At 50.7% G+C, this 24,583-nt stretch carries 27 protein-coding genes, 1 tRNA gene and 1 pseudogene; 12 read left to right on the top strand and 17 right to left on the bottom strand.

Annotated features, from left to right (window positions below; all coding sequences use genetic code 11):
- Positions 1-14: 14 nt before the first annotated feature.
- On the top strand, positions 15-1,829 hold the full coding sequence (locus ACHZBS_RS01115) for a GspE/PulE family protein (protein ID WP_319404695.1): 1,815 nt from the start codon (positions 15-17) through the stop codon (positions 1,827-1,829).
- A gap of 93 nt (positions 1,830-1,922) precedes the next feature.
- On the opposite strand, the gene ACHZBS_RS01110 is transcribed toward ACHZBS_RS01115, so the two are convergent.
- The 5 genes from ACHZBS_RS01110 to ACHZBS_RS01090 form a co-directional block, all read right to left on the bottom strand.
- Positions 1,923-2,966, bottom strand: coding sequence for a LysM domain-containing protein (locus ACHZBS_RS01110; protein ID WP_319404694.1), 1,044 nt, complete (start codon positions 2,964-2,966; stop codon positions 1,923-1,925).
- Between the two features lie 194 nt (positions 2,967-3,160).
- Positions 3,161-4,822 carry a chaperonin GroEL gene (gene groL, locus ACHZBS_RS01105; protein ID WP_319404693.1) on the bottom strand — a complete coding sequence of 554 codons (1,662 nt, stop codon included), beginning with the start codon at positions 4,820-4,822 and terminating at the stop codon, positions 3,161-3,163.
- Between the two features lie 39 nt (positions 4,823-4,861).
- Positions 4,862-5,149, bottom strand: coding sequence for a co-chaperone GroES (gene groES / locus ACHZBS_RS01100; protein WP_319404692.1), 288 nt, complete (start codon positions 5,147-5,149; stop codon positions 4,862-4,864).
- Positions 5,150-5,445: 296 nt separating this feature from the next.
- Positions 5,446-5,730 (bottom strand): zinc ribbon domain-containing protein, encoded by a 285-nt coding sequence (locus ACHZBS_RS01095; RefSeq protein WP_319404691.1) that lies wholly within the window; start codon positions 5,728-5,730, stop codon positions 5,446-5,448.
- Between the two features lie 115 nt (positions 5,731-5,845).
- Positions 5,846-6,397, bottom strand: a complete 552-nt coding sequence (locus tag ACHZBS_RS01090) for a hypothetical protein (protein WP_319404690.1) — start codon at positions 6,395-6,397, stop codon at positions 5,846-5,848.
- Between the two features lie 222 nt (positions 6,398-6,619).
- On the opposite strand from ACHZBS_RS01090, the gene ACHZBS_RS01085 reads away from it, so the two are divergent.
- Complete coding sequence (locus tag ACHZBS_RS01085; protein ID WP_073474648.1) at positions 6,620-6,718, top strand: 30S ribosomal protein bS22; 99 nt, start codon at positions 6,620-6,622, stop codon at positions 6,716-6,718.
- A gap of 90 nt (positions 6,719-6,808) precedes the next feature.
- On the opposite strand, the gene hflC is transcribed toward ACHZBS_RS01085, so the two are convergent.
- Both hflC and hflK read right to left on the bottom strand, forming a co-directional pair.
- Positions 6,809-7,777, bottom strand: coding sequence for a protease modulator HflC (gene hflC / locus ACHZBS_RS01080; protein ID WP_319404689.1), 969 nt, complete (start codon positions 7,775-7,777; stop codon positions 6,809-6,811).
- Entirely contained in the window at positions 7,774-8,694 is a 921-nt protein-coding gene (gene hflK / locus ACHZBS_RS01075) for an FtsH protease activity modulator HflK (protein WP_319404688.1), read from the bottom strand. Before hflK ends, hflC begins: the two co-directional genes overlap by 4 nt.
- A 476-nt stretch (positions 8,695-9,170) precedes the next feature.
- Between hflK and ACHZBS_RS01070 the strand changes: the two genes are divergently transcribed.
- Complete coding sequence (locus ACHZBS_RS01070) at positions 9,171-9,488, top strand: DUF721 domain-containing protein (RefSeq protein WP_319404687.1); 318 nt, start codon at positions 9,171-9,173, stop codon at positions 9,486-9,488.
- 121 nt (positions 9,489-9,609) lie between these two features.
- On the top strand, positions 9,610-10,332 hold the full coding sequence (locus ACHZBS_RS01065) for a methyltransferase (protein ID WP_319404686.1): 723 nt from the start codon (positions 9,610-9,612) through the stop codon (positions 10,330-10,332).
- Positions 10,333-10,385: 53 nt separating this feature from the next.
- Here ACHZBS_RS01065 and ACHZBS_RS01060 read toward each other — a convergent pair whose 3' ends face one another.
- Positions 10,386-11,714, bottom strand: coding sequence for a DUF1015 domain-containing protein (locus ACHZBS_RS01060; RefSeq protein ID WP_319404685.1), 1,329 nt, complete (start codon positions 11,712-11,714; stop codon positions 10,386-10,388).
- Positions 11,715-11,919: 205 nt separating this feature from the next.
- On the opposite strand from ACHZBS_RS01060, the gene ACHZBS_RS01055 reads away from it, so the two are divergent.
- Positions 11,920-12,012 (top strand) — tRNA-Ser (locus tag ACHZBS_RS01055).
- Between the two features lie 70 nt (positions 12,013-12,082).
- Here the strand turns inward: ACHZBS_RS01055 and ACHZBS_RS01050 are convergent.
- Together ACHZBS_RS01050 and ACHZBS_RS01045 are read right to left on the bottom strand one after the other, a co-directional pair.
- Positions 12,083-13,192: a site-specific integrase gene (locus ACHZBS_RS01050; protein WP_319404684.1), complete on the bottom strand. Its 1,110-nt coding sequence runs from the start codon at positions 13,190-13,192 to the stop codon at positions 12,083-12,085.
- Between the two features lie 78 nt (positions 13,193-13,270).
- Positions 13,271-13,909 (bottom strand): 3'-5' exonuclease, encoded by a 639-nt coding sequence (locus ACHZBS_RS01045; protein ID WP_319404683.1) that lies wholly within the window; start codon positions 13,907-13,909, stop codon positions 13,271-13,273.
- A gap of 41 nt (positions 13,910-13,950) precedes the next feature.
- Here ACHZBS_RS01045 and ACHZBS_RS01040 point away from each other — a divergent pair, with 41 nt between their 5' ends.
- On the top strand, positions 13,951-14,169 hold the full coding sequence (locus ACHZBS_RS01040; RefSeq protein ID WP_319404682.1) for a hypothetical protein: 219 nt from the start codon (positions 13,951-13,953) through the stop codon (positions 14,167-14,169).
- Between the two features lie 450 nt (positions 14,170-14,619).
- Here ACHZBS_RS01040 and ACHZBS_RS01035 read toward each other — a convergent pair whose 3' ends face one another.
- On the bottom strand, positions 14,620-14,793 hold the full coding sequence (locus ACHZBS_RS01035; protein WP_319404681.1) for a hypothetical protein: 174 nt from the start codon (positions 14,791-14,793) through the stop codon (positions 14,620-14,622).
- A 109-nt stretch (positions 14,794-14,902) separates the two neighbouring features.
- Between ACHZBS_RS01035 and ACHZBS_RS01030 the strand changes: the two genes are divergently transcribed.
- The 5 genes and pseudogenes from ACHZBS_RS01030 to ACHZBS_RS01010 all read left to right on the top strand — a co-directional run bounded on the left by ACHZBS_RS01030 (position 14,903) and on the right by ACHZBS_RS01010 (position 19,612).
- Entirely contained in the window at positions 14,903-16,228 is a 1,326-nt protein-coding gene (locus ACHZBS_RS01030; protein ID WP_319404680.1) for a hypothetical protein, read from the top strand.
- Positions 16,229-16,778: 550 nt separating this feature from the next.
- A pseudogene (locus ACHZBS_RS01025) lies at positions 16,779-17,696 on the top strand (IS481 family transposase); the annotation flags it as partial.
- A gap of 184 nt (positions 17,697-17,880) precedes the next feature.
- Positions 17,881-18,225, top strand: a complete 345-nt coding sequence (locus ACHZBS_RS01020) for a transposase (RefSeq protein WP_394708030.1) — start codon at positions 17,881-17,883, stop codon at positions 18,223-18,225.
- Between the two features lie 72 nt (positions 18,226-18,297).
- Complete coding sequence (locus ACHZBS_RS01015; protein ID WP_319404678.1) at positions 18,298-18,567, top strand: leucine zipper domain-containing protein; 270 nt, start codon at positions 18,298-18,300, stop codon at positions 18,565-18,567.
- Positions 18,568-18,580: 13 nt separating this feature from the next.
- Positions 18,581-19,612, top strand: coding sequence for a hypothetical protein (locus tag ACHZBS_RS01010; RefSeq protein ID WP_319404677.1), 1,032 nt, complete (start codon positions 18,581-18,583; stop codon positions 19,610-19,612).
- Between the two features lie 165 nt (positions 19,613-19,777).
- Here ACHZBS_RS01010 and ACHZBS_RS01005 read toward each other — a convergent pair whose 3' ends face one another.
- A complete protein-coding gene (locus ACHZBS_RS01005; RefSeq protein ID WP_319404676.1) occupies positions 19,778-20,116 on the bottom strand; it encodes a hypothetical protein in 339 nt (112 codons plus the stop codon).
- A 137-nt stretch (positions 20,117-20,253) separates the two neighbouring features.
- A complete protein-coding gene (locus ACHZBS_RS01000; RefSeq protein ID WP_319404675.1) occupies positions 20,254-20,493 on the bottom strand; it encodes a hypothetical protein in 240 nt (79 codons plus the stop codon).
- Between the two features lie 231 nt (positions 20,494-20,724).
- Here ACHZBS_RS01000 and ACHZBS_RS00995 point away from each other — a divergent pair, with 231 nt between their 5' ends.
- Positions 20,725-21,177, top strand: a complete 453-nt coding sequence (locus tag ACHZBS_RS00995; RefSeq protein WP_319404674.1) for a hypothetical protein — start codon at positions 20,725-20,727, stop codon at positions 21,175-21,177.
- 310 nt (positions 21,178-21,487) lie between these two features.
- On the opposite strand, the gene istB is transcribed toward ACHZBS_RS00995, so the two are convergent.
- The 4 genes from istB to ACHZBS_RS00975 are packed head-to-tail and all read right to left on the bottom strand — an operon-like array spanning position 21,488 to position 24,561.
- Positions 21,488-22,243 carry an IS21-like element helper ATPase IstB gene (gene istB / locus ACHZBS_RS00990; protein ID WP_319404673.1) on the bottom strand — a complete coding sequence of 252 codons (756 nt, stop codon included), beginning with the start codon at positions 22,241-22,243 and terminating at the stop codon, positions 21,488-21,490.
- Positions 22,240-23,706 carry an IS21 family transposase gene (gene istA, locus ACHZBS_RS00985; RefSeq protein WP_319404672.1) on the bottom strand — a complete coding sequence of 489 codons (1,467 nt, stop codon included), beginning with the start codon at positions 23,704-23,706 and terminating at the stop codon, positions 22,240-22,242. The genes istB and istA overlap by 4 nt, the downstream gene beginning before the upstream one ends.
- Positions 23,703-24,080 (bottom strand): helix-turn-helix domain-containing protein, encoded by a 378-nt coding sequence (locus ACHZBS_RS00980; RefSeq protein WP_319404671.1) that lies wholly within the window; start codon positions 24,078-24,080, stop codon positions 23,703-23,705. Before ACHZBS_RS00980 ends, istA begins: the two co-directional genes overlap by 4 nt.
- On the bottom strand, positions 24,040-24,561 hold the full coding sequence (locus ACHZBS_RS00975; protein ID WP_319404670.1) for a hypothetical protein: 522 nt from the start codon (positions 24,559-24,561) through the stop codon (positions 24,040-24,042). The genes ACHZBS_RS00980 and ACHZBS_RS00975 overlap by 41 nt, the downstream gene beginning before the upstream one ends.
- Positions 24,562-24,583 lie beyond the last annotated feature (22 nt).

Here is a 24,583-nt window from a genome sequence, read left to right as displayed (position 1 = left end):
GGGGGGATATTCACGTGAGCGATCAACTGTCGGAGAAACACCTCCTTTCTGCACTTGAGAAAAAGGGCTTGATATCGTTCCAGCAGGCACGGGACCTTTACGGCAACCGTTTTGAACTGATCAAACAGTTCGAGCGGCGCCGCGTCAACCAAGGCGAGGCCACAGTCAATGAGAATCGGGACAAGCCGTTTATTTTTATCGATGCCATCGTGGCCCTGAACCTGAAGCGCAAAGATGACCCGTCCAAAATTCTGGATGAAGACACCATTTTCCATACCCTTGCGGAAGGCTGGGGAATTCCCTTTGTCAAGGTCGATCCCCTGAAGCTTGACCTGAATGTCGTCACCACGACCATCCCCATCTCATTTGCTAAAAACCACCTGGTTTTGCCTGTGGGGGTCAGCCAGGGAAAACTTACCGTAGCCACACCGAATCCGTTTAACCTCGAAGTGTTCGAGGATATCACCCGCGCCTGCCAGATGCAGGTCAACGTCGTAGTGAGCCCCCGCTCGGACATCATCAAGCTGATCGAAGAGTTTTTTGGCTTTAAACGATCCATTGCGGCGGCCGAACATCAGTTTTCCGGGCCCGTTGTGGACCTGGGCAATCTGGAGCGGTATACCCAACTTAAGACCGCAGACGAGCTGCCGCCCACCGACCATCACGTGGTCAATGCCGTCAATCACCTGTTTATTTATGCATTCGACCAGAAGGCCAGTGACATTCATATCGAACCCAAGCGGGAAGTCAGCCTGGTCAGAATGCGGATTGACGGGGTTTTGCACACGGTCTATAAGCTGCCCAAAAATGTCCACTCGGCAATTATCAGTCGGATCAAGAACCTGGCCGGGTTGGACATGGCCGAGAAGCGACGGCCCCAGGATGGGCGCATCAAGACCGGCAAGAAAGACGTGGAAGTGGAGATTCGCGTCTCCACCGTTCCCGTGGCCTTCGGTGAGAAGGTGGTCATGCGGATTATGGATCCGGATGTATTGTTCCAGGATCTCGAGTGTCTGGGTTTTTCATCGGTGGATATGCAAAAGTACAACCAGATCATTTCCCATCCCCACGGCCTGGTTCTGGTTTGCGGTCCCACGGGCAGCGGGAAATCCACCACGCTGTACTCCACACTCAGGAAAATCAGCACCACGAAGGTCAATGTCACCACTGTTGAAGATCCCATAGAAATGGTGCATGAAGATTTCAATCAGATTGCCGTCAGGCCCCAGGTGGGAATTACCTTCGGGTCGATTATGCGCAACATTCTCAGGCAGGATCCCGATATTATCATGATTGGAGAACTCAGGGACCTGGAAACGGCGGAAAACGCCATCCAGGCGGCGCTTACCGGGCATCTGGTGATGTCGACCCTGCACACCAACGATGCCCCGTCATCGATTGTCCGGATGATGGATCTGGGGGTTCCGTCCTTTCTGATCCAGGCGACGCTCAGGGGTATTCTTTCTCAGCGGCTGGTTCGAAAAATATGCAATGCCTGCAAGGCGCCCATTGAAATAGACGCGGCCAAACTCCAGGCATTGGGGCTGGAAACCGGAAAATCGGGTATCCTCTCTCTGTTCCATGGCAAAGGGTGCCAGAAATGCAGAGGCACCGGTTATCAGGGAAGAACCACCATCCATGAGGTGCTTCCGTATTCCGATGCCGTCAAAGCCCAGACCGTACCGGACGCTGATCTGGCTGCCCTGACGGAAACGGCACGGGCGGAGGGTATGTCCTCCCTGCGCGAGAGCGCCATTGAGAAACTGATGGAGGGCATCACCACCTATCAGGAAGTACTTCGCGTCACCTCCAGCAGCGATTTTGGGTGATGATTAAGCTGTTTCCCCTTAGACGCATAAAAAAAAACGCCTGCCCCGGAGGGGCAGGCGTTATCTTCCGGCATTATTTCAGGTTGGCTGTTTTTAATTGATCGGCGTTCTGAATCGTTCTCCCGGGACGATGGCTTTTGCAGCACTGGTAATAATTACCGTAGAGGTGGTCTGCTCTGTATGCAGGACGAGAAGGGTGCCAAAGTCAACAGGAGGCAGGTTTTTTGCGTTGATCCCATTCTTTTCCAGGACTATTTTCTTTTTACTGTAAATGCTGTATTGCTGGCCGACTTGGATGTTGTCCGTGCGCCCCTTATCGATAAAAGCCAGCATATAGTCACCGGTTAAATCTGTATGATCTTCAGAGATGATAATTTGTCCATCGATACCGGGGACGCTCGGTTTCAGATCAATTTTGGAATTCCGCTGGCTGAACGGCATCAGCAGATCGTCCACCCGAATGGGTCGAAAGGACTTCAGAACCTTTGCAAGGACCATATCCGGCTCTTTTTTTGTCACTTCCACGATGCCCAGAATATAATGCTGGGTTCCAATGGTTTCGGTTGAATCGCGTTCCTCCGTCGGTTTCATATACCTGAAAACAGTATGCCGGCTTCCGGGAATGAGAATTCCTTCTGCGGCACGGTCTGCAGGATGAATATAAACCGTATCCCCCTCGCTGATCAGGGTTTTTCTTCCTTCGACTTCAAAAATAGTACCCGAGGGAGATACGGGGGGATTCCTGATAAATCCGACACGGTCCATGGACGTGTACATGAAAAACGGTGCAGCTGTTTTTTCCCCCTTTACGGGTTTTACAGGCGCAACGGCTACCGGCTGGACAACATCGGTTTGCGTAATGGCCTGAGAACCTGATTTTTTGTAAAGGCGGATCCGTTCGCCGGGGAAGATCCAGTGAGGATTGGTAATCTGATCGTTTCCTTCCCACAGTTCCGGCCACAGCCAGGGAGAATCGTTAAAGTGTTTTGACAGATCCCAGAGGGTATCACCTTTCTGGATGGTGTAATAAAACCCCGTCTCGCTTTCGACCACATCAATTTTGTCCGCTGCCGTTGACGGCACTGAAAAGAGCAGGGACAGGAGCAGAAAAACGGAAAAAAGAACGGTTGAATTCATTCTGCAATTCATCAGATACCTCATCTTTTGGGTGTCATAGATGTATCTATTGCAACTTTTATTTTGATTTCAGTAACCTGATTAATGGCGTGTTGTCAAGAGTTTACATGGCAGTGGAGGAAAACAAAAGCCCCCGCATGATCAACCATGCGGAGGCTTTTCCGTTTGTTCGAGGGGTGGCGCAGGGAGATTGGCTACATCATTCCGCCCATTCCGCCCATTCCGCCCATTCCGCCCATGCCGCCGGCGCCGGCGCCAGCCATCGGGTCAGCTGATTTGTCGTCGGGCTTGTCAGCAATCATGGCTTCGGTAGTCAGCATCAACGACGCCACGCTGCCTGCGTTCTGAAGCGCGAAGCGAACCACTTTGGTGGGGTCGATAACACCGGCTGCGATGAGATCTTCATAGGTGTTGGTATCCGCATTGTAGCCCATCGCACCTTCGGCGTTTTTCACCTTATCGATAACGACACTGCCTTCGTAGCCGGCGTTGGAGGCGATGCGGCGCAGCGGCTCTTCAATGGCCCGCATGACCACCTTGACACCCAATTTCTGGTCGGCTTTGATTTTTATTTTGTCCAGTGCGGGAAGCGTGCGGACCAAGGCAACGCCACCGCCGGGGACGATGCCCTCTTCGACCGCAGCGCGGGTCGCATTGAGTGCGTCTTCAACGCGGGCTTTTTTCTCTTTCATTTCGGTTTCGGTGGCTGCCCCGACATTGATCACGGCCACACCACCGATCAATTTGGCCAAACGCTCCTGCAATTTTTCCCGGTCATAGTCGGAGGTGGTCTCCTCGATCTGCGCACGGATCTGTTTGACACGACCCTCCAGTGCGGAACGCGCTCCGGCACCATCAACGATGGTGGTGTTGTCTTTATCGATTGAGATGCGTTTGGCCTTTCCCAAATCTGCCAGGGTCAGGCTCTCCAGCTTGATTCCAAGGTCTTCGGAAACCACCTGACCGCCGGTGAGAATGGCAATGTCTTCCAGCATGGCTTTTCTTCGGTCACCGAACCCGGGGGCTTTGACGGCAGCCACCTGAAGGGTGCCGCGCAACTTGTTAACGACCAGGGTCGCCAGCGCTTCGCCGTCAACATCTTCGGCGATGATAATCAGCGGCTTGCCCATCTTGGCCACCTGCTCGAGTACCGGCAGCAGATCTTTCATGTTGCTGACTTTTTTCTCATTGATCAGAATGAAGGGATCTTCCAGAGACGCTACCATCTTCTCGGGATCGGTTACGAAATAGGGGGAGAGGTAGCCGCGGTCGAACTGCATACCTTCAACCACGTCCAAGGTGGTTTCCATGCCCTTGGCTTCTTCAACGGTGATGACACCTTCTTTGCCGACTTTGTTCATGGCCTCGGCGATGATGTTGCCGATCGTTTCGTCATTGTTGGCGGAAATGGTTCCCACCTGAGCAATCTCACGCTGATCCTTGGTCGGTTTGCTCATCTTGTGAAGCTCTTTGACGGCTACTTCAACAGCCTTGTCGATGCCGCGTTTGATGGCCATGGGGTTGTTACCTGCAGCGACGAGCTTCTGGCCTTCTTCATAGATGGCACGGGCGAGAACGGTTGCGGTGGTGGTTCCGTCTCCAGCCATATCACTGGTTTTACTGGCCACTTCCTTGACCATCTGGGCGCCCATGTTTTCGAACTTGTCTTCCAGTTCGATCTCCTTGGCTACGGTGACGCCGTCTTTGGTCACGGTGGGCGATCCCCATGATTTATCGATAACGACGTTTCTGCCCTTGGGGCCTAAGGTGACAACCACTGCATCGGCAAGCGCCTTGACGCCGTTGAGCATTGCTTCGCGGGCTTTCATATCATATTTAATTACTTTACCAGCCATGTTTCATAACCTCCCTGTCTAACGTTAGTGGAATATTTGTTACTCAATGACGCCGAGCACGTCGTCTTCACGCATAATGAGATACTCTTCACCGTCGATTTTTACTTCAGTGCCGGAGTACTTTCCGAAAAGAATCCGGTTGCCGACCTTGATCTCCAGTGCCACACGCTTGCCGTCATCACCCACTTTGCCATTTCCTACAGCCATAACTTTCCCCTCAGCCGGTTTTTCCTTGGCGGTGTCCGGGATGATAATGCCACCTTTGGTTGTGGTCTCTTCTTCGACGCGCTGCACCAGAATTCGATCCTGCAATGGTCTGAGTTTCATTTTTCCTTCTCTCCTTTTTTTGTTTTGAACTTGTGTTGAACACCTAAAAAAAGCAAAGCCTCACAACTATTTAAAATAGGTCGGTCCACGTAACCTGACGTTTAACAAATGTCATCGCATATGCTGATTTTTTTCAGGAAAACGAAAGATTCAATAATCTAATCACACGTCATGATTTGTAAAGAGTGGATGTTATTTTTTATATGGGGGAACCACGAGTCTCTTTTTTTCCACTGCCGCTTTAATCATCGATGCCATTGGATGATACCGAGCGCTTGTCATTCGGAGCCGGGCAATCAATCATCGGCCTTCGTTGTTTTGGCGTCCGAACCGCCGGTGCTGCTTTTCTTATCGGCGACCGTTGTTGATTCAGGATTTTTGCTGTCGGCTGCAGCCGCTGTTTTCTTGGAATAATCCGTTACATACCAACCGGTTCCTTTAAGGTGAAAGCTACTCTGGGAAATCAGTTTGTTCAGCTTTCCCGAGCAATGCCTGCAAGTGGTTAACGGGGCGTCTGAAAATTTCTGGATCGCCTCTTCGATTTCTCCGCACTCCGTGCATTGGTATTCGTAGAGCGGCATGGTTCTATCTCCCCTGTAACATAGTGCAAAAATTAAATAAAATTGGATATTCAGTCGAATTGACTGCACTAATATATGTCACTTTTCGTGCTTGTCAAGAAAATGCAGACGAAAATCAGGGGATGGTTTTTAAACCGTCGAAGGGGGTGCGCCAAGTGCGGTAATAATCAAGCACAGCACCTAGTCCATGGGCCTTCACAGGATCGAGAATGTCGTGGGTGATCCCGTGTACCCGACGCTCTTCGATGAGTTTTTCCATATCGCTGGCATTAAAATTTTGGAGAAAACGGCTGAAACGAACGATATGGACCAACTCATGGGTGACCACATACAGGGCGAACGGGGAAAGTGCGATTTCCGGACGCTTCCTGAGGATTTCAAGGATCGCATGATCCTGAATGCAGATTTTATAGAAGTCATATGTGCTGGATCCCAACACCCCATTTTTCAGTTTGCCTTCGTATCGAATGATTTGGGCAAAGGGGCCGTTGACGATTTCATCCTCGGCCAGGTCGGCAAGGGTTTTGACATCGAATTTAGGGCGCAGCCACTGGGTTGACGACATTTTATAATGGTTGCTGACCAACTCCTCGGCCATGGCCACGGCATTGTTGACAATCGTCAATTCATCGTCCCTGAATGTGGAGATGACAGTCTTTTTTTTCATGAAATTCCTGTAGCATACCCCTTTTCAAGGATCAATGGCTTAATCAGGCGGGGCGGTGACAGAAAAAGACCGTTTCGTTCATGATTTTGAGACGTCGAACTTCCTGTCTCCTCCTATGGGGGCTGATCGTCGATGGAAATCAAAAAAATATGGACAACAAAAGTGCGATGGTATAAAAGAACGGGTTTATCCAGATACTCTAATATGAATGGGGGTGATCAGTTGGGCAGCGTGATCAAGAAAAGAAGAAAAAAGATGCGCAAGCATAAGCACCGAAAGCTGTTGGCCCGCACGCGGCATCAGAGAAGAAAGGGTAAATAATGATACCTTCGGCCTTCTGTGATGGACACCAATAAAAAGCACCGACACCACGCGCGTCGGTGCTTTTGTTTCCTTTTGATTAAAATGTCGCTAAGGCCTTCCCACCGTATTCCCCTCGTAACCCTTCATGTATTTGAAGATCTCAGAGTCCGTTGACAGAATAATCGAGCTGTTTTCGGAGAGCGCCTCGTTGTAGACTTCCAGCGTTTTCACGAAGGAATAAAATTCAGGATCCAGCCCGTATGCTTCCGCATAGAGCTTCGTCGATTCCGCATCTGCCTTACCCTTAACCTCCTGGGCGGTTCGGTAGGCTTCCGACTCGATGCGCTTCAATTCCCGCTCCTTTTCACCCAGGATTTTCTGGGCTTCTCCTTTTCCTTCGGACCTGAATTTTTGGGCAATCTGTTTTCTCTCGGCAATCATCCGGTCGTAGACGGATTTCCTGACTTCTTCGACATAGTTGACCCGTTTGATCTTGACATCGACCAGTTCGATGCCGAAATTGGACAGTTTGGGCTTGGCCTGATTCAGGATGCCGGTGTCGATCTTGTCGCGGCCGACAAACACCTGAGAAAATCTGACTGGTTTGTCTTTCTCCGTTTCCTGATCTGTCCCATCGCCCAGATCCTCGAAGGTGTCCAATTCGCGGTTGCTGTTTCGAACCGCTTCGATAAGGCGGTTGGAGGTGATGAAGTTTCTAACCGTGGGGTCGATGATTTCGTCCAGCCGCTGCTGAGCGCGGCTTACGTATCCCACCGTCTTGAAAAAAAGGACGGGGTCAACGATCTTCCAGCGGGCAAAGGTGTTCACCCAGATGTAGGTTTTGTCCTTGGTGGGGATCTGCCCAGGGTCCCCATCCCATTCCTGAAGGTTGTTAGGAAAAACCAGCGCTTTTTCGATAACCGGAAGTTTGAAATTGAGTCCCGGTGTTGTCACCGTTCGTTGGACTTTGTCGAAACGGGTGACCACGACCTGTTCGGTTTCATCCACGGTATAAGCACAGATAAACAGTATCAATACCAGCGCACCGGCGATAGCCAGCAATATTTTTGCTTTCATTTTGTTTCACCACCGCTGTTTCCGAGGTTCAAGAGAGGCAGAACGTTCTTCTGGTCGGCATCCACGATGAATTTCCGGCTGATCTTGGGCAGCAGTTCCTTCAGCGACTCCAGATACAGCCTCCGCTTGGTCACGTCTTTGGCCTTGGCATATTCCTTATAGAGGTCCTTGAACCGGGCCGCATCACCCTGGGCCCGGTTGACCCGGTCCAGCGAATAGCCTTCGGCGGCTTTGATGGTGCGTTCCGCCTCACCCTTGGCAGCCGGAATAGCTTTGTTGTAGTCTTCGCGGGCCTGGTAAATCATCTTCTCTTTTTCCTGCGTGGCCTGGTTGACTTCATTGAAAGAGGCTTGCACCGGTGTGGGCACATTGGTTTTTTTCATCTCAACGGTGACCACGTTGATCCCCGTCTCCCATTGGTCCAGTTCCTCCTGAAGGACCCGCTGCGCCTCTACGGCGATTTCATCGCGTTTAGTGATCACCTCGTTGATGCTTCTATCCCCGACCACCAGTCGCATGCTGGATTCAGAAAGGTCGCGCAGCAGGCCGTTGGCATCTTTTACCTTGAACAGGTAGTTGTATGGATCCTTGATTTTGTATTGAACGATCCACGGCACGACCGCCACGTTCAGGTCGCCGGTGAGCATCAGGGAAATGTTGGCCGTGTCCGAGGCCGAAACATACCCGCCATCATTTTCGTTACGATCGGACTGGAAGCCGAACTCTTCCTTGTAGACGCGGTCCTGGCGAACCTTGGTAACTTTCTCGATGCCGAAGGGCATTTTGAAGTTAGGACCCGGTTCGGCGATCCGGACAAACTTGCCGAATCGCTGAACAACCCCAACCGAACCGGACTCGATGGTAAAAAAGACAGAGTAACCGATCATCAGTACGGCGATGACAACAATAATCAGCATCGAACCGCCCGGAGGCCTGATTTTTTTCAACTGATTAATGATATCATCCATTTGCGGAGGAACGCCGCCAGGTTGTTGTTGGTGCTGGCGGTTTAACTTTTCCCAATCCCAAGCCATTTTTTATCCTTGTGTAGTGGTGATGCTAACATGGTTCTTGCCGCCGCTTTCAGGATCGATGGGCTTACTCATCGCCTTATTGTGTCGAAAAGTAACGCCCATCTATGCCGGGTGGAATTTGACGGTTGGCGGAAAGATGAATTATAGCTGGCCCTAGACGATTTTCAAATGTAAGGTAATTTAAGATTGACATCCTGCTAAGTCAAGGGAAATCAAAGGCCAGCACCCATCTGGTTCACTTCGAACCGAATGCTGTGGGTTTGTGTTGACTTCCGGGAGGACTGTTTCTATACCAAATTATATGGCCCAATCATTGTGCAATGCTGTTTTACCGTAGTTGTAGAGGAGATCGATCCGGCATGGAGAAAAAACGTCCGCCGAACAGCACGTTCACACCCATTGGCCGAGTGCTGGAATCCATTCTCGATCAATGCCGGTCCGACAGCGGTGGAGGTATACTGCAACTGGTCCATGTGTGGGAAAAAGTGGTGGGGCCGCCGATTTCAGACAATGCAAAACCCTTTGCCGTCAAGGGATCGCTTCTGTTGGTGCATGTGTCCAGTTCCGCGTGGCTCCATCAGCTGCAGTTTTTGAAAGCAGAACTCCTGGGAAAGCTGAACCACGGCCTTCAAAGCGAACGGATCGAGGATATTAAATTCAAAGTCGGTCTGATGTAACACTCCCCCGAACCGGGCACCGGCTTGCCGGCTGCCCCTTTGTCGCCTGATGTGCGCCGTTGTGAACATACTTTACGTTGCCTGCTGCAAACTCATTGAGCCAGGGGAGATAATTCGTACCATGGAACTGCTGACCCGCGATCATTTTTTTAATGGCACCATCGTCCTGAATCAACCAGGCTCAGGCTACCGGTTCTCTATTGATGCGGTGATCCTTTCCCATCTGGTCTGTCCGGCGCCCGGTGAGACCGTACTGGACCTGGGAACCGGTTGCGGTGTGATTCCCATTATGCTGGCGTTCCGGCATCCGGAAATCCGAGTGATTGGCGTAGAGATCCAACCCTCTCTATCCCGACTGGCCCGACAGAATGTGGCGGACAACCGCGTAGCCGACCGGGTCGGTATTGTGGACAAGGATATTGGACATTTGTCACTGGCGGATATCGGTGGACCGGTTGACCTGGTAGTGACCAACCCGCCCTACCGAAAACTGGACAGCGGCAGGATTAATGCCGACAGTCAGAAGGCCGTGGCGCGGCATGAATTGAAGGTCGACCTGGAAACGGTATTGCTGACTGCCCGGCGAATGCTGCGAAGGTCCGGACGGTTTTCCATTATTTACCCATCCGTTCGAGCCGTGGATCTTGTGGCGGCCATGCGGTCGTCGGGTATTGAGCCCAAAAATTTGACGATGATCCACTCCAAATCGACGTCGCCGGCCCGGTTGGTTGCGGTTTCCGGGATCAAGGGCGGGCGACCGGGGCTTGAAGCCGGCCCGCCGCTTTTCCTTTACCATGAGGATGGTACATATACCCGCGCCGTTGAAACAATGTTCTCCGCTTGAGCGACCCGAATTGCGGCATGGGAGGTGCCGGACGGGATAGCCTGGAAGATTGCCTATTCCATTAGTGTGTGCATTACCAGCCCCGATTTCACTTTTGGATAGAAGTATGTAGATTTTCGGGGCATGATCAATCCTTTCTGGGCGACCTCTTGAACTTGTTCGATCCGGGTGGGATTGAGGATAAATGCCACATCATAGGTGCCGTTATCGATTGACTGCAGCGCCTTATCCGCCGTGCTGGCGTAACCGATAAGCTGTTCGTTGTCCAGTCGCATCTGGTCAAATCCCAGAATTTTCATAAACACCAGGCGGGTCAGCACGGTTACATCCAGCAGCCGCAGCGATGCATCCAATTCATCAGCAAACAGTTGGTCCATGACGCCGGACTTGAGGGTCAGCAAATAGAAAATCGGCGATTGGTGGGCATAGATCCCCATACACTGCCGGTTTTCCGCATCGTTGAGGGCAACCAGAAATTCTCGTTCAACCCGTTGGCGATCGCCAGGCGCAAAGGGGTGTTCGGTAACCTCGAAGTAAGTCCGGAATTTTGCCATCGCCTTTTGCAGGTCCTCAGCGCTGACCGCCTTAAGGAGGCGGTGGGCGGGAAGAATGATCAATCCCGGATCGCTCATGCTGCACAGGTACATCAGGACGGTGTTGGCCGGATGCCGGTCGCTGAAGGAGGGATCCGTTTCCTTAAGATATTTTCTGAAGTTCAAGGCGGTTTCGTAGCGGTGGTGGCCGTCGGCGATAAACAGCCGCTTGTCTTGCATCGCCGTGGCTACCCGGCGGTGAATCTTCGGATCGAGGATTCGCCACAACTGGTGCCTGTGGCCCTGATCGTCCCTAAAATCAATGAGGGGTGCGGATTTGTCAACGGCCTGTTCGAGAGAGCTCAAAAGGCCGCCGTCATCCGGGTACAATGAGAAGATCGGGCAATAGTTGCAATGGGTGGCCTTCATCAACTCGAGTCTTTCGGACCGGACTTTCGAAAAAGTTTTCTCATGAGGGAGAATGATGCGTTTTTCGAATGGTTCGAGGCCGACCAGCGCAATCAAACCATAGCGGGTAATGGTTTTTTCTTCGTGGACGTAGGTAATGGACTTGAGATACAGGGCCGGCTGGTCATCCTGTCTGAGGATGCCTTCCGAAATCCATTGCCGGTAAAAGCCTGCCGACCGGGTGTGGGGATTGTCCTTGGCGCTGTCACTCGTTTTGGCCCGCCCCAGAATCAGGCGGATGACATTGTTGGGGTGCCTTTCATAAAAGGACGCCTGCTCGTCTGGTGAAATTACATCATAAGGCGGTGTCGTGACAGTTGCACTGTCCGGAATTTTTTCCGGATTATAGAGAACGCCCCTGAAGGGCTTAACGGTAGCCATTGCTAAGCATATCCTTTCTTTTTTAGACAAGTCGGATGCCGAATCGAATTCAATACTATAAGTAACCTTATCAGTTCAAGAATAATCCTTGGTGTGTTTTTTTGGGTGGCCTGCCAATCTTTGCCAAAGAGAAACTTGAGGGTTGACAAACAAAGCGCAAAAAGGATATCGGTTGCTTCTTTATGCTGGTGCCAGTGAGGGGAAAGGAGAGGTGGCCGAGCGGCTGAAGGCCCCGCTCTCGAAAAGCGGTATCCTGCCAAAAGCGGGATCGTGGGTTCGAATCCCACCCTCTCCGCCACTCATTCCCAATAAATTCGGTAGGTTAATGTCTGAAAAAAGTGGTAATGATCTGCAAATGAATAGCAACACTACTCGCCTTTCGCCCGATCGATTTTAACCACCCTGTCACCATCAACAGCACTCTTCAAAACTTGCATGCTTGGATCCGCATAGTGAGACTTGGTGGTTTCAACGGATGAGTGACCGAGGCCTTTCGAAATGATGTTGAAATCGATGCCTTTGTCGGGCATTTGTTGGCCCCAACTGTGCCGGCCGAAGTTGTTCAGTTTGATGCTCACGCCTGCCCGTTTTGCAGCTGGATTGAAAATATCGCGGTTGATGTTTTTGGAGTAGGGCTTGCCGGTATCGGGGTTGATGAATACGAATTCAGATATGGATAGCTGAGCCGCTGAGAATACATCAATCAGGGCTTCATAGAAGGGGATTTCCCGTTCCTCTTTCTGCTTGACTTCTTTGACCTTGCCATCCCTGCCAAACGCGACTTTGATCTTGATAATTCCCCGTTCGCGGTAAATGTCCTTTTTCCTTAAAGCCCTGGCTTCCGATGGCCTAACGCCTGTGATGGCCAAAAATTGGAATATGGGCCGGTGCCTGGCCGGTATCTGGTCGATGATTTTCTCCTGAGTGGAACGGTCGACACCCTCCTTGAGTTTTTTGGGTATAGAGAATTTGCCCTTGAAGACTATCTTTTCAGGGACCTGTTTCACATCACCGGACCGGCGTGCATCCTCCATCATAGCGTACATGGTGGTCAGGATGTTTTTGCGGTATTTTTTGGAAAGTTTTATCTCGGTCCACAGCTTTATATAATGGTTGTAGTTCAGATCAGAAAGGAACACATCGCCAAGGATTTCTTTTATCCATTTTATGGCTGCCCGGTAGGGATCATAGGTACCCTTTTCGATGGTTGGCCTTATCCGTTCAAGCCAGGCATCGGCATACTTTTTCAGGTGGATGGGTTTGGTTTTTTTGTATCGCCGCGGGTCAAACGTGCCGTTGGCAATTTCATTGGATATGAAGGACTGCAGCAACTTGGCCTCATGCTCAGTCTCGCACGTTTTTGGACCGATGGCTGTGTAATACTCGGAATAATAAAGGCGCTGCCCCTGCCATGTTCCGCGCAGGCACCATGCCCCTTGCTGCCGGTTAAACGATACGCTTCCCCATAGCGTCGGCATGAGATATATCCCCCCAGGTAGGTTTAACCCGAAAGAATACTGTATGGCTGCCGAAAGTGTCAATTCGTGATTGCCTCGCTAATCCCTTAAAGCCTCATTAACAAACCGGCTTTCAGGGTTGACCATGACTTTTCCATGGTATTCCTTTGCCTCGGGCCGGATCGTCAGCATGAGATTGTCACGGGCCCGGGTGATGGCCACATACATTAAGCGCCGTTCATCCTCGAAATTGCCGGCCTTGATTGCGTGAGGGCTCGGCAAGATGCCCTCGTTGCAGCCGGCAATGATCACCGATGGGAATTCGAGCCCCTTGGCCGCGTGGATGGTCATGATCTGCAGGCCCTTGTTTTCCGGTTCCACTTCATCGCTGATATTGTAGGTGGCCAGCCAATTGAGATAATCGTCCAGCCGGCCGGATCCAGTTTCAATCCATTGATCGATGAAACCAACGGATTCAGCGAATTCCATGGACGTTTTCAGCAGGTCGTGGAGATTCACGATGATGTCGACCAAACCCGTAGGACCATCGCAAGCCATTTCGTCGAAGAATTCCACCCATTCGTCGTTGTACGTTTCGAACCATTCGAGAAAATGGCTCCGACCATTGACCATGGCGTTAAGGCGCAGCTGGTTGTAGGCCTCTTCAGGGCGGTCCTTAATTCGGGGGACACGTTCAAGGCATTCATGGCGGAGATGATCGGAATCAATCTGGCTCATCTAACCATTTATGAGCATTTTTAATCAAGGAGAGACGACCGATGGCATTCGACTGGAAACAATTGGTGCGGGCCGTGGCCCCGGGCATCGCCTCTGTGTTCGGGACTCCCCTGCCGGAGGCCAAAAAGGCCATCGTATATTCACTGGTCGGCTCGCTGGGGACGATGACCGTCACGGCTGCGGCTTATTATCATGGGACTACCCGGGGCAGCGCGCGAAAAGATGGGTTGATTAGTCGGATGGCGGTAGGGGGGAAATAGTCTCTCAGCGGATCTCAACAAGTAACGTATTTGCGGTAACTGCGGATGTTGAAATTTGGTATGTATGGTTGGTGATGAGTTGGAGTAATCGCAACTTATTGACATCCTATTATTTTACAGATACCCATTTACGTATCTTTATTTTGACCGGAATTCCGACTGACCTGCCAGAACCATCTATTTGCAACATTTGACGATGGGTGCTTTTAGGTAAGGGACTCAATCTATCATCACATTGGCTACCCATTAAAATTGTCCCTACCGCCAAGCTATAAATTGCCACTTTGTGGTATGCAACTGATCGTTTTTACAGATTAATATTTGACACAACCTTCTGCATTTGGTAATTTTTTAAATCAGGCTCTTCCGCCTGTGGCATTTAAATCTCAACTCCGGCTTGATCCTATATGAAATTGCGCTTATCTGAAGTTTCCTATTGATAGCTCAGGCTCAAATTTTTCTATCCTGCTGAAAAAATAAGACTGGTTTTCCTTGAAGTTTGACCTGTGGATCAGGTGAAAAATCAATGGGGACACCACTAAAATTGAGTTGATCGGCTACTGATAAAACCTGATTTGTTCTGATATCGGCAATCCCTCTCCATGGTATTTCTTTTGATCTCAATTTGGCAATAACCCCACCTTATTTAAGTAACAATTGCTTAAGGATGATGAATCCTTTTCCAGAAAAAAATTATTACAACAAAAAATAACAAACCACAAAGGGAGGGACTATGAAACCATTAAGAATTTCAATGCGTTGGTTTTTATTTTCAGTGACCATTCTTGTATCGCTGTATGGGACAGCATATGGCGAGTACACACTTAATTGCACAGTATCTGGCAAACAAGGCCTTGGAGAATATTGCATTGTAATGCCCCCTCAAGGGGTGCCGTGGAATGAAAGATTGGTGATTTGGGCACATGGATTTCAGGATGCCGGTACTGATGTCGGGATTCCTTTGGATCAACTGTGTTTTGACGGTGTCTGCATCCCAGATTTATTGACAGGAATGGGGTTTGCTTTTGCCACAAACAGTTATAGCCGAACAGGACTTGCGGTTCCAGAGGGGGTGGCGGACATTCTTGACCTTGTCGAAAAGTTTAATGACTATATCGCTGATGTTATGGAGGATGAAGATCCGACGGAACAGGTATATATTGTCGGTGCTTCAGAAGGTGGCTTGATCACAGCGCTTTTAGCCGAGAATTATCCGGATGTTTTTGACGCCGGATGTGCTCTATGCGGTCCGGTTGGAGATTTCCCGTATCAGATCAACTATCTTGGCGATGCCAGAGTGACATTCGAGTATTTTTTCCCGAATCAGATTCCCGGGTACGGAAGATTCAATAATGTGTATGAAGATGGTGTTTATGGAATAATTGAGCCGGATGAGTGGGATGACTATTTCGATGATAAAATAGTACCATTGTTATTGGTCGACACAAATAAATCATTACAATGGATTAGAGTTGCCAGATTACCCTATGACACCGCCGATCCGATGGACACGATGCTGAATTCAGCAAAAGACGTCCTGAGATATGCGATACTCAACTTACAGGATGCCGAAGAACATCTTGGCGGTTGGCCGTTTGATAATCACCTGAAATGGTATTCCGGATCTGCAAATGATTTCAGACTGAACTGGCGTGTGAAACGTTTCAAAGCGGACACGGAAGCACTAAATGAAATGGAAGACTCTTATAATACAAGCGGTTATTTAGAAATACCGCTGATCACAATGCATACGACAAAAGACCAGCAGGTGCCATACTTCCATGAATTCCTATACAATTTAAAGTCGTTGAACAATGGATCACTTTTATCGGAGCATATCAACATAACCATCAATCGTTATGGACATTGTCAGTTTACCGTCGACGAAGCATTGGCGGGCTTTGCATTGATGTTATTCTATAATGGTGATCTGCAATTGCTGAATGGGGTTGGTTCTATATTGCAAGGCAGTCAACTCGAATCATTTGAAGTCATAGCTGAGCAGCAAGGAATACCCTATCAGACCGATGGACATCAATTAGAGGCAATTCTAAAGTAATTCTGATCAATTTTTTATGTATCATAGTAAATAATTAAGAATGCTTACCACATGAAGACAGGGCCAGAAATGGCCCTTCTTTATTTATCCGAATGCAATGGATTCCTATATCTATTCTTCGATGTAAATTGCAGGTCACCTGCATAGATCACACTCATTATTGTCCGATAGACAAAAATACACGTTTTCGGACCCTGTCGAAATGCAATGTATCCATTTACTAATCCCAAGTCAGGCGAGACATGGGAAACCTATCAATAATCCCAACATCCTAAAATTCTACAGTAGCTTATGGTTACATTCGGAGATCACACGTAATAGGCACCCAAAATGCAGGAATTTGGCGGTAATCAAAAAAGGCAGACTCATTTCTGATTCTGCCTTATAATTGATGAAGCGTTGCGGCCTACTTAGGGTGTTTTCCAAGTTACATTAGACAACACAATTTGCTGATAACTCCTGTCCTAATTTCCAATTTCTGACAATCTGATTTCGCAAAAAATGGGTAACACTCCGGTAACTAGAAAACAAGGAGAAAGGAGTGTTATTCATGGGAACTCACCGCAAAAGAAAACCGCAGAAAAGGGGCAAGCGGGGGCGATCCGCGGCACCATACCCTTTCGAACTACGCCTCAAAGTGGTGAAGTTGTACCTGGAGGACGGATACCCGGCGCCCCTGATTGCCGAGCAGTTCGGCATCAGCGATTACAGCGTTTACAAATGGTGTAAGCGGTATCGGCAGCACGGGGAACAGGGCCTGTTGAACAAGGTTCACAAACCATCCGGATCGAAGCTGCCGGCCGCCGTCACCCAGAGCATCGTCGATCTGAAGAAGGAACATCCGGGTTACGGGATCCGGCGCATTGCCGATACTCTCAAGCGGTTTTTCCTGGTCCGGACCAGCCCCAGTACGGTGCAGCGCACCCTGCGGGACCAGGGGCTTGCCACCCCGGTCAAAACAAAGCCCAAAAAGAATCCGGCCAAGCCCCGCTTCTTCGAACGGGCCCGGCCCAACCAGATGTGGCAGAGCGATATCCTGACCTTTCGCCTGGCGGGTAAAAACGCCTACCTGATCGGGTATCTGGATGACTACAGCAGGTATATCATCGGCCTGGGATTTTACCGCAGCCAGACCGCGGAGAATGTCATCGAGACCTATCGCCGGGCCGTAGGCGAATACGGCGTGCCCAAGGAGATGCTCACCGACAACGGCCGACAATACACCAATTGGCGGGGCACCACCCGCTTCGAAAAGGAGCTTGCCAAGGATCGGGTCAAGCACATCCGGTCCCGTCCGCACCATCCCATGACGCTGGGCAAGATCGAACGCTTCTGGAAAAGCATCCTGAGCGAGTTTTTGCAGCGGGCCCAGTTCACCAGCTACGAAGATGCCGCCGGCCGGATCGCCTTCTGGGTCAAGTATTACAACTACAAGCGCCCGCATCAGGGCATCGGCGGCCTATGTCCGGCCGACCGGTTCTTCGAGATCGATACGGCCCTGAAGCAAACCCTGGAACAAGGCGTGGAGGAGAACGCCCTGGAACTGGCCCTTAGGGGCAAACCCCGCGACCCGTTTTACATGGTGGGCCGCCTGGGGGACCAGAGCGTGGTGATCCGCGCCGAAAAGGGCAAGGTCAAGATGCTGGTGGACGATGAAAAAGAACTGGTCTACGATGCCGGAAAGGACTCCCCTCATGAAAACGCGAACCCGCCGGGTATTCGACCCGAAAGAGAAAATCACCGCCGTACTGTCCGTCTGGACGGAAACCAAGAAAATGACCCAGGTCTGCCGGGAGATGTCGGTCAGCTGGGCGCTGTTGGATCAATGGCAGAACCAGGCCATGGAGGGGATGCTCGCCGCCTTGTCTCCCAAACGGCCCCAGACGACCCGGGAACTGCCTCCCCGGCTGCAGAAACTGATCGACAGGAAGCTGTCGGGCGGCAACCTGGTCAAACTGGAAAAGCGTCTGAAAACCATCCAGAGCAAGGCCAATTAGCCTATGGAAAGAAAACCGCAGGACCAGGCCCGGTTGCGGGCGCAACTGATCATGAAGGTGCGCTGCGGTCTGATGACGGCCGCCGCGGCGGCCAGGCAGCTGGGGGCGTCCCGTAAGACCTATTACAAATGGGAGCAGCGGGGGCTGTCCGCGCTGCTCGACGGTCTGTCCGACCAGGTGCCGGGCCGGCCGGAGAAGGAGGAAGCCCCGGCCCGGGCGATGTTCGAAAAACAGATGGCCAGCCTTCGCCGGGAGAAGGAACTGCTCGAACAGAAATTGATTTTAAAGGACATCGCCTTCGACCTTCGCATCCGGTCCAAAGACCGGAAGAAAAAAAAATGAGCAGATCAAAAACATGGTGGCCCAAATAGAAACCTTAAAATCCGAATACGGCGTGCCGGTAGCCCGGCTGGTGCCCATGACCCGTGTGAGCCTGCCCAGCTACATGCGCTGGAAGCGGCGCATCCATGATGGCAGGAAGCCGGTGCAAAAGCCGGGCGCTAAAAAAATCCAGCCCATCGACCTGGGTGCGTTGAGACAGCAGATTGAAGATTTGCCCCATGGCCGCAAGCGCACGGCCGGCACTGGCAACTTGTACGAGGCCTGCCGGCATGGGATCTCGCGCCGGGAGTTCAACGCCATGGTGAAAGCGGTTCGCACAGATACAAACAAGGATAAAGCCGCCTGCCAGTGCCAGGCTAAGTGGCTGCGGCCGGATCTGGCCTGGGCCATGGACGGCCTGGAATACCGGGATTGTTACGTTCAGAACGTCCAGGACCTGTGTTCCCGGTATAAGTTCGCTCCCCTGACCAGCGCCTATGAGCCCTGCGGGGAGGAAATCGCCGGCCACCTGTCTCGGCACTTCGGCCGGTTCGGTCCGCCGCTGTTTATCAAGCGGGACAACGCCGGCAACCTGAATCACGCTTCGGTCAACGACGTTCTTGAGGAACACATGGTCATCCCCATCAACAGCCCCTATTACACCCCCAGTTATAACGGGGCTATCGAACACAGCCAGGGGGAACTGAAAACCTGGCTGTGCACATGGAAACATGCGGCCGACTCCGATCGGGAATTGGAACTGCAAGTGGACAACGCGGCCCATGCATGGAATCATCGTCCCCGGCGCAGCCTGTCCGGCAAGAATGCCTGCCGTGCCTATTTTTCTTCTTCACGATTGCGCCGCACCAAACGTCAGCGAAAGGAGGCCTATGACTGGATTTTCGATCTGGCCGTTGACATCTCTGCACGCGCCGGCAAGAATGGAATCGATCCGACCGCATGGCGCGTGGCTGCCAGAAAATGGATGGAGAGAAACCGGATGATCGTCATCCGCAAACCGGAAAAAGTGTTACCCCATTTTTTGCCGAAATATTGTCATAATTAGCGATGCAGCACAACGATTTGGTCTGCTGTGATTATTTTTCCGAATCGCAGACCCATTCAAATCCGAAACTTTTCAATGTAGTAGCACTCCCCACGGTAAGTTTTAGTGCACAATAGAAATATTTTTTTTAATTTGTCAGAATTGACCGTCTTGGATATCAACTATTTATCGTTCATTCCATGGCATTTTTTTTAGAACAATCGCAATTCCACAACGGTTAAAGGCTACAACCATAAAGGTGCCTATAAACAGAAGGATGTATAATGGAAACCGAATTGTTTTTATTAAACCTATAAGGGTAAATACGAAATACGCAATTCTTACTTGTGTATCAAAAGCGAGAAAACTTTTGAATCGATTCCAAAAGAATAAAACCTGTGCGGCACTAATAATCATAACCAAATAGTACCCTTGGTGCCATCCTAACAAGGCAGCAATGATTAAAGCCAATGTAATAGTCCACAACCACCATTCTATTTTATTGGGCTCTATAACAAGCTTCATTTTAACCACCCCTATTTAATAGTTTAACAAAGAAATTTTCGGAAATAAATAGTGATGATATATTGAGAATATCCAAGAAAAAAGGCACTGTCAAATACTGGCAGAATAAGGTTCCTGCTCCCTTGGGTTACGTCGCGTTAAAATGGTATATCATCAGGTCGTTCAATATGGCAGGCCCTAACGGTTACCTGGGATTCAACCACATAGCCGGCCAATTCGAACAGCGCGAATCCTTCACCTTTCTCGGAAAGCCTAAATAGTTCATCCTCTGCCTGTTTCCGGTCTTCATAAAAGGCGGTCGGAACATGGCTCTTATCCAATTTCATGCCGCGGCGAGTCCCGCCGGCAAACCAATGTGGATTTGATAGTTCGGACATTCGACTTCCTCGCCCTTGAGATCGTCCCAGGCGTTGTTGAAGATGGAGGTGGCGCTCAGAGACCAATGGTGATGGATGAAAGTGGCTTTTGTTATGCTATCGAAGATGGAGCGTGGTGAACAGTTCAACTATAGGCCGGTAATCAGTAAACAACCATATGATTGAAAACGCTGTTTCAGGGTGCTAAAATAGCTCCATCCTCTAAGCCCTCAGCAACAAAATGGAAATACAATGTCCTTCACACGACACATACACGAAAAGCTCAACTTTGTCCTTTCTCAAGCTGCTGGTACCATTGATGATAATGATTACCTTGTCCACATTCTGGCCTTTCAAGTTGAAACAAAAAAGCTGAATCATGTTAGGGAGTTGCTGGATTTTCGGCATACCCGAAACGCCGATAGCATAACAGTTAATGGGCTTATCCGTATGGCTGCGCTTGAAAGGGATAGGTCTAAAGATAGAGACTTCCTGCTGGCAATTCTGGTTAACACAGATTTACTGGGTCAGTTCGCTGAAGTGTTTGCTCGGATAATAGCTACAATCAATCTGAAGGTGAAAGTTTTTTCGGATGAGGTTGATGGGGCTCTCAGTTGGCTTGGTTATGATACCTCTGACAAGGCCAAGTTAAAACAATTCATCGGCCAGCATTCCCCCCCCCGCTGCTGTGGGCTGGTCAGGTAGCTCAAAGATCCTACAGTGATGGCTCATGGTTAGCTGGGGGATGCAAAATAATAAATCTGTCATTTTTTCTTCCCACTCTGTGTTCATGTGATCCGATCAAGTTCTTTCTTTACAGCCAGTCCCAGTTTCTCGATTACATAGGGCTTTTTTACATAGGCACCTGCACCGAGTGACTGGACAGCCTTTACTTGTTAGCGGCGGTCTGAAAATGTTCTATTTTTGGCGATTTCAAATTGCATGATCCAACCAATGAGGATTTCAGTTGCCGGAACCCATTTCGAGTGAGCCCGGCTACGTTTTTACACAACCATCATAATTCGATTTGTTCCTTCATCCGGAAGCTTTTTCCTTGGATGAGAACGGTTTCGGCATGGTGCAGCAATCTGTCGAGAATGGCCGACGTAAGCGTGCTGTCGTTGTTGAAGATTTCCGGCCAGTCCTTGTAGGCGCGGTTGGACGTGATTACTAAGGCGCCCTGTTCATAGCGCTGACTGATAACCTGGAACAAAAGGTCGGCTCCGGCCTTGTCGATGGGTAAAAAGCCCAGTTCGTCGAGGATCAACAGTGATGGGCGAGTATATTTTTTCAGTTCCTGTTTCATTCTTCCCGCCGCCTGGGCCGCGGAAAGCGTGTTGATCACATCGATGGCGGTGGCAAACAGCACCGTATATCCTTTGAGGCAGGCCTCGTAGCCCAAGGCGGACGCCAAATGGGTTTTGCCGAGTCCCACGCCACCCAAGAAAATGACATTGGCCGACTGCTTGACAAACTGCAACCGGAACAGTTGCTGAACCTGAAGGCGGTTGATTTTTTTTGGCCATGTCCAATTGAACTGATCCAGCGTTTTAATCACCGGAAAGCGTGCCTGGTTGATGCGACGTTTGGTGGAACGATCTTTTCGCAACGCCGCTTCGCCGTCGGCCAGTTTCTCCAGATAGTCTTCGTGCGACCAACTGTTTTTGGCGGCTTTTTGGGCCAGCGGATGATGGTGCTCACGCATAAACGGCAATTTCAGGTATTTGAGGTTGAGTTCAAGGGGAGGGTCCGGCAGTTGCGTGTCAGTCATGGTCTCTCCTTTTGGTAGATGCTCAAATCGGGCGATTCCACCGTCAAGTCCAACAGATCTTCACGGCGGGTCAGATGCAAAGCGCCGGGTTTTGGCAGACAACGTGTGTGCTGTTCGAGCAGGTTGGCAATATACTCACAGGAGAACGCCTGGAAGGTAAAAGCGTCTTCCAACGCTCTGGCGACGGCTTCTGGGCTGTAGATTTCGCTTAGGGCGACGATTTTCTGCACATGATGATAGGGGTTCATGCGACGCTGTTCGAGCTTTTGATAGTATAGCGCGGATTGGGGCGACAAGGAGAGAAAGCGCATCACGATTTTCTGTTCACGGGCCTTCTTGCGCCAGAGCAAAAGCTGTTTGGGGTGATCCGGATCTTCGATGTCCAGATGGCGGTCATAGCTGCGAGCGTGGCGGGCAATCAGCTTGTTGTCATAATAAAGGCAAATCCGATCGGGATAGGTTTTCAACGTCAGTTGTCGGCCGGCATACTCGGCCGGCACCGAGTAGCGGTTGGCATCGAGTGCCACGCGGAACTGGCTCGATGCCCGGACCTGGGAGACGGTGGCGATGTCGAACCGGTGATGGGGCAACGGATTGAGATAGGCCCGCTCATTTTCGAAACGCACAATCGGCTGCTCGCGGGTCTCGCCGTGGATGCGCACGTTGGCCACCGTGTCGAGCCAGTGCCGGGCTGCCGGATGAATCGCGGTAAAATCGGAGATATCCAATCCGGCCAACAGGTTCTTTTTTACATAGCCGACACCGTTTTCCACACGCCCTTTTTCATTGCCCTTGCCCACATTGCAGGCCGCGATGGTAAAACCGTAATGATTGGCAAAGTCCAGGTATTTGGGGTTGAACACCGGCGCCGTTCCCACAATGCGCTTGAGCACGGCACTTTTAAGATTGTCGACCATGATTCGTTGGGGAACCCTGCCGAAGAACTCAAAGGCGTTTTGATGACATCCCAAAAAATGCTCCATGGTTTGGGAGACGGTAAACTCGACATACATCATACGGCTGTAGCAAAGGACCATGACAAAAAAGCTCAGTCGTCTGCGGGTGGAACCGACATTAACCGCACCAAAGGAACCCCAGTCCACCTGGGCACACTCCCCCGGAGCAAACGACAAGGTGAGAAAGGCGCGGGTCTTCGGCGGTCTGACCTTGCGGACATACTCCTTGACGATGGAATACCCGCCCTTAAAGCCCTGCTCACGCAGGCGTTGAAGAAGCTGGATTGCCGTGTAGGGATGGGCTTGGAGCAGACGGACAATATCGCTTTTGAAAGGATCGAGCTTACTGGCTCGCGGGGAACTTTGTCTGGGTCTGAACCGCGTTTGGTCGAGCCATTTTTTGACTGTTCTCACGTCCATGGCCAGTTCCCGGGCGATCTGTCGGGCGGTCAACCCGTCGTGTTGGTTCAGATGCCTGATTTTGCTGAAAAGGGCGTAATCGATCATTGTCTGCCCTCCCCGAGGTGCTTGAAAATCTGTTCAACGGATTGGAGGGTGCCGGTCTGCCTGATTGGTTCGGCATCGATGGCCAGGACCTGATACAACGGATTTCGATAGGCAATCAGGCCGATGTCGACCAGTTCGTCCCGGGTCCGGACCGAGGTGTGCTCATCCATGGCCAGACGCTGGGCCAGGGTTCGGGCAGAGTAATAGCTCATCCCCCTGGCATCGGCTACGGTGACCAGAAACAGGTACAGCGCCGCAGCAGCATGGGTACAGCGATCAATATAGTGGTCGCTGACCAGGCGGTGATCGAGCCAACTGAACCGTTTGGGTGTTCTACGGATACGGTCGGGGCAAATGGGTTGTTTGGCTACCATGGCGGCCTCCTTCACATTGGGGGTTAAGGATATCGTTGCCGAATTGTTGCATGCGACGGGCGGCCATGACGATGTCATCTTGTAACGCATACCCGGTTAATTGGGCAATAATGCCAATTAATACGGAAGGTTGTCGCGTTAAGAGATCTTGTAACGCATTGTCTGCAAAATCGGTATTATTATCAATTGTTTCAAGAGTTTGTTGGATCAAGGGATCTTGTAACGCATCGGAGGTGATTTTTGGTTTTCGGAGCCAGTAGCCAGGGTTGTCGTCTCGCCAGCGTTGGACCCGTTGCACATTCTCCGGCCCGCTAAAGTAATCGCGGTTGTCTGGTTTTTGGAGCCATCGCCTCTGACTGGCAGCCTTGCTGGCCTTGCGGCATTCAGGTTGGCGGCAGTAGCGTTGTCTATCTCTATTTCGAGGATCGGGAACGAATAAGATATGGCAATGACAACATTTTTTACGCTTAATCCCTGGCATCGGTCGCAGCCCTCCTGCGTAC

It is taken from the genome of uncultured Desulfosarcina sp., assembly GCF_963664155.2.
Taxonomy (GTDB): Bacteria; Desulfobacterota; Desulfobacteria; order Desulfobacterales; family Desulfosarcinaceae; genus Desulfosarcina.
The sequence above is the reverse complement of the archived record's forward strand: the minus strand, read 5'-3'. Positions and strand labels throughout refer to the sequence as shown.

What these genes read in the sequence shown, in the direction of transcription:
- ACHZBS_RS01110 (WP_319404694.1), bottom strand. Translation starts at nt 2,966, where the DNA reads ATGAATTCAACCGTTCTTTTTTCCGTTTTTCTGCTCCTGTCCCTGCTC.
- ACHZBS_RS01060 (WP_319404685.1), bottom strand. Translation starts at nt 11,714, where the DNA reads ATGGCTACCGTTAAGCCCTTCAGGGGCGTTCTCTATAATCCGGAAAAA.
- ACHZBS_RS01030 (WP_319404680.1), top strand. Translation starts at nt 14,903, where the DNA reads ATGAAACCATTAAGAATTTCAATGCGTTGGTTTTTATTTTCAGTGACC.
- ACHZBS_RS01020 (WP_394708030.1), top strand. Translation starts at nt 17,881, where the DNA reads ATGAAAAAGAACTGGTCTACGATGCCGGAAAGGACTCCCCTCATGAAA.
- ACHZBS_RS01010 (WP_319404677.1), top strand. Translation starts at nt 18,581, where the DNA reads ATGGTGGCCCAAATAGAAACCTTAAAATCCGAATACGGCGTGCCGGTA.
- istB (WP_319404673.1), bottom strand. Translation starts at nt 22,243, where the DNA reads ATGACTGACACGCAACTGCCGGACCCTCCCCTTGAACTCAACCTCAAA.
- ACHZBS_RS01000 (WP_319404675.1), bottom strand. Translation starts at nt 20,493, where the DNA reads ATGTCCGAACTATCAAATCCACATTGGTTTGCCGGCGGGACTCGCCGC.
- ACHZBS_RS01045 (WP_319404683.1), bottom strand. Translation starts at nt 13,909, where the DNA reads ATGAGCCAGATTGATTCCGATCATCTCCGCCATGAATGCCTTGAACGT.
- ACHZBS_RS01065 (WP_319404686.1), top strand. Translation starts at nt 9,610, where the DNA reads ATGGAACTGCTGACCCGCGATCATTTTTTTAATGGCACCATCGTCCTG.
- hflK (WP_319404688.1), bottom strand. Translation starts at nt 8,694, where the DNA reads ATGCTGATTATTGTTGTCATCGCCGTACTGATGATCGGTTACTCTGTC.
- ACHZBS_RS01070 (WP_319404687.1), top strand. Translation starts at nt 9,171, where the DNA reads ATGGAGAAAAAACGTCCGCCGAACAGCACGTTCACACCCATTGGCCGA.
- ACHZBS_RS00980 (WP_319404671.1), bottom strand. Translation starts at nt 24,080, where the DNA reads ATGGTAGCCAAACAACCCATTTGCCCCGACCGTATCCGTAGAACACCC.
- istA (WP_319404672.1), bottom strand. Translation starts at nt 23,706, where the DNA reads ATGATCGATTACGCCCTTTTCAGCAAAATCAGGCATCTGAACCAACAC.
- ACHZBS_RS01050 (WP_319404684.1), bottom strand. Translation starts at nt 13,192, where the DNA reads ATGCCGACGCTATGGGGAAGCGTATCGTTTAACCGGCAGCAAGGGGCA.
- ACHZBS_RS01090 (WP_319404690.1), bottom strand. Translation starts at nt 6,397, where the DNA reads ATGAAAAAAAAGACTGTCATCTCCACATTCAGGGACGATGAATTGACG.
- groL (WP_319404693.1), bottom strand. Translation starts at nt 4,822, where the DNA reads ATGGCTGGTAAAGTAATTAAATATGATATGAAAGCCCGCGAAGCAATG.
- ACHZBS_RS01015 (WP_319404678.1), top strand. Translation starts at nt 18,298, where the DNA reads ATGACGGCCGCCGCGGCGGCCAGGCAGCTGGGGGCGTCCCGTAAGACC.
- ACHZBS_RS01005 (WP_319404676.1), bottom strand. Translation starts at nt 20,116, where the DNA reads ATGAAGCTTGTTATAGAGCCCAATAAAATAGAATGGTGGTTGTGGACT.
- ACHZBS_RS00995 (WP_319404674.1), top strand. Translation starts at nt 20,725, where the DNA reads ATGTCCTTCACACGACACATACACGAAAAGCTCAACTTTGTCCTTTCT.
- ACHZBS_RS01040 (WP_319404682.1), top strand. Translation starts at nt 13,951, where the DNA reads ATGGCATTCGACTGGAAACAATTGGTGCGGGCCGTGGCCCCGGGCATC.
- ACHZBS_RS00975 (WP_319404670.1), bottom strand. Translation starts at nt 24,561, where the DNA reads ATGCCAGGGATTAAGCGTAAAAAATGTTGTCATTGCCATATCTTATTC.
- groES (WP_319404692.1), bottom strand. Translation starts at nt 5,149, where the DNA reads ATGAAACTCAGACCATTGCAGGATCGAATTCTGGTGCAGCGCGTCGAA.
- ACHZBS_RS01095 (WP_319404691.1), bottom strand. Translation starts at nt 5,730, where the DNA reads ATGCCGCTCTACGAATACCAATGCACGGAGTGCGGAGAAATCGAAGAG.
- hflC (WP_319404689.1), bottom strand. Translation starts at nt 7,777, where the DNA reads ATGAAAGCAAAAATATTGCTGGCTATCGCCGGTGCGCTGGTATTGATA.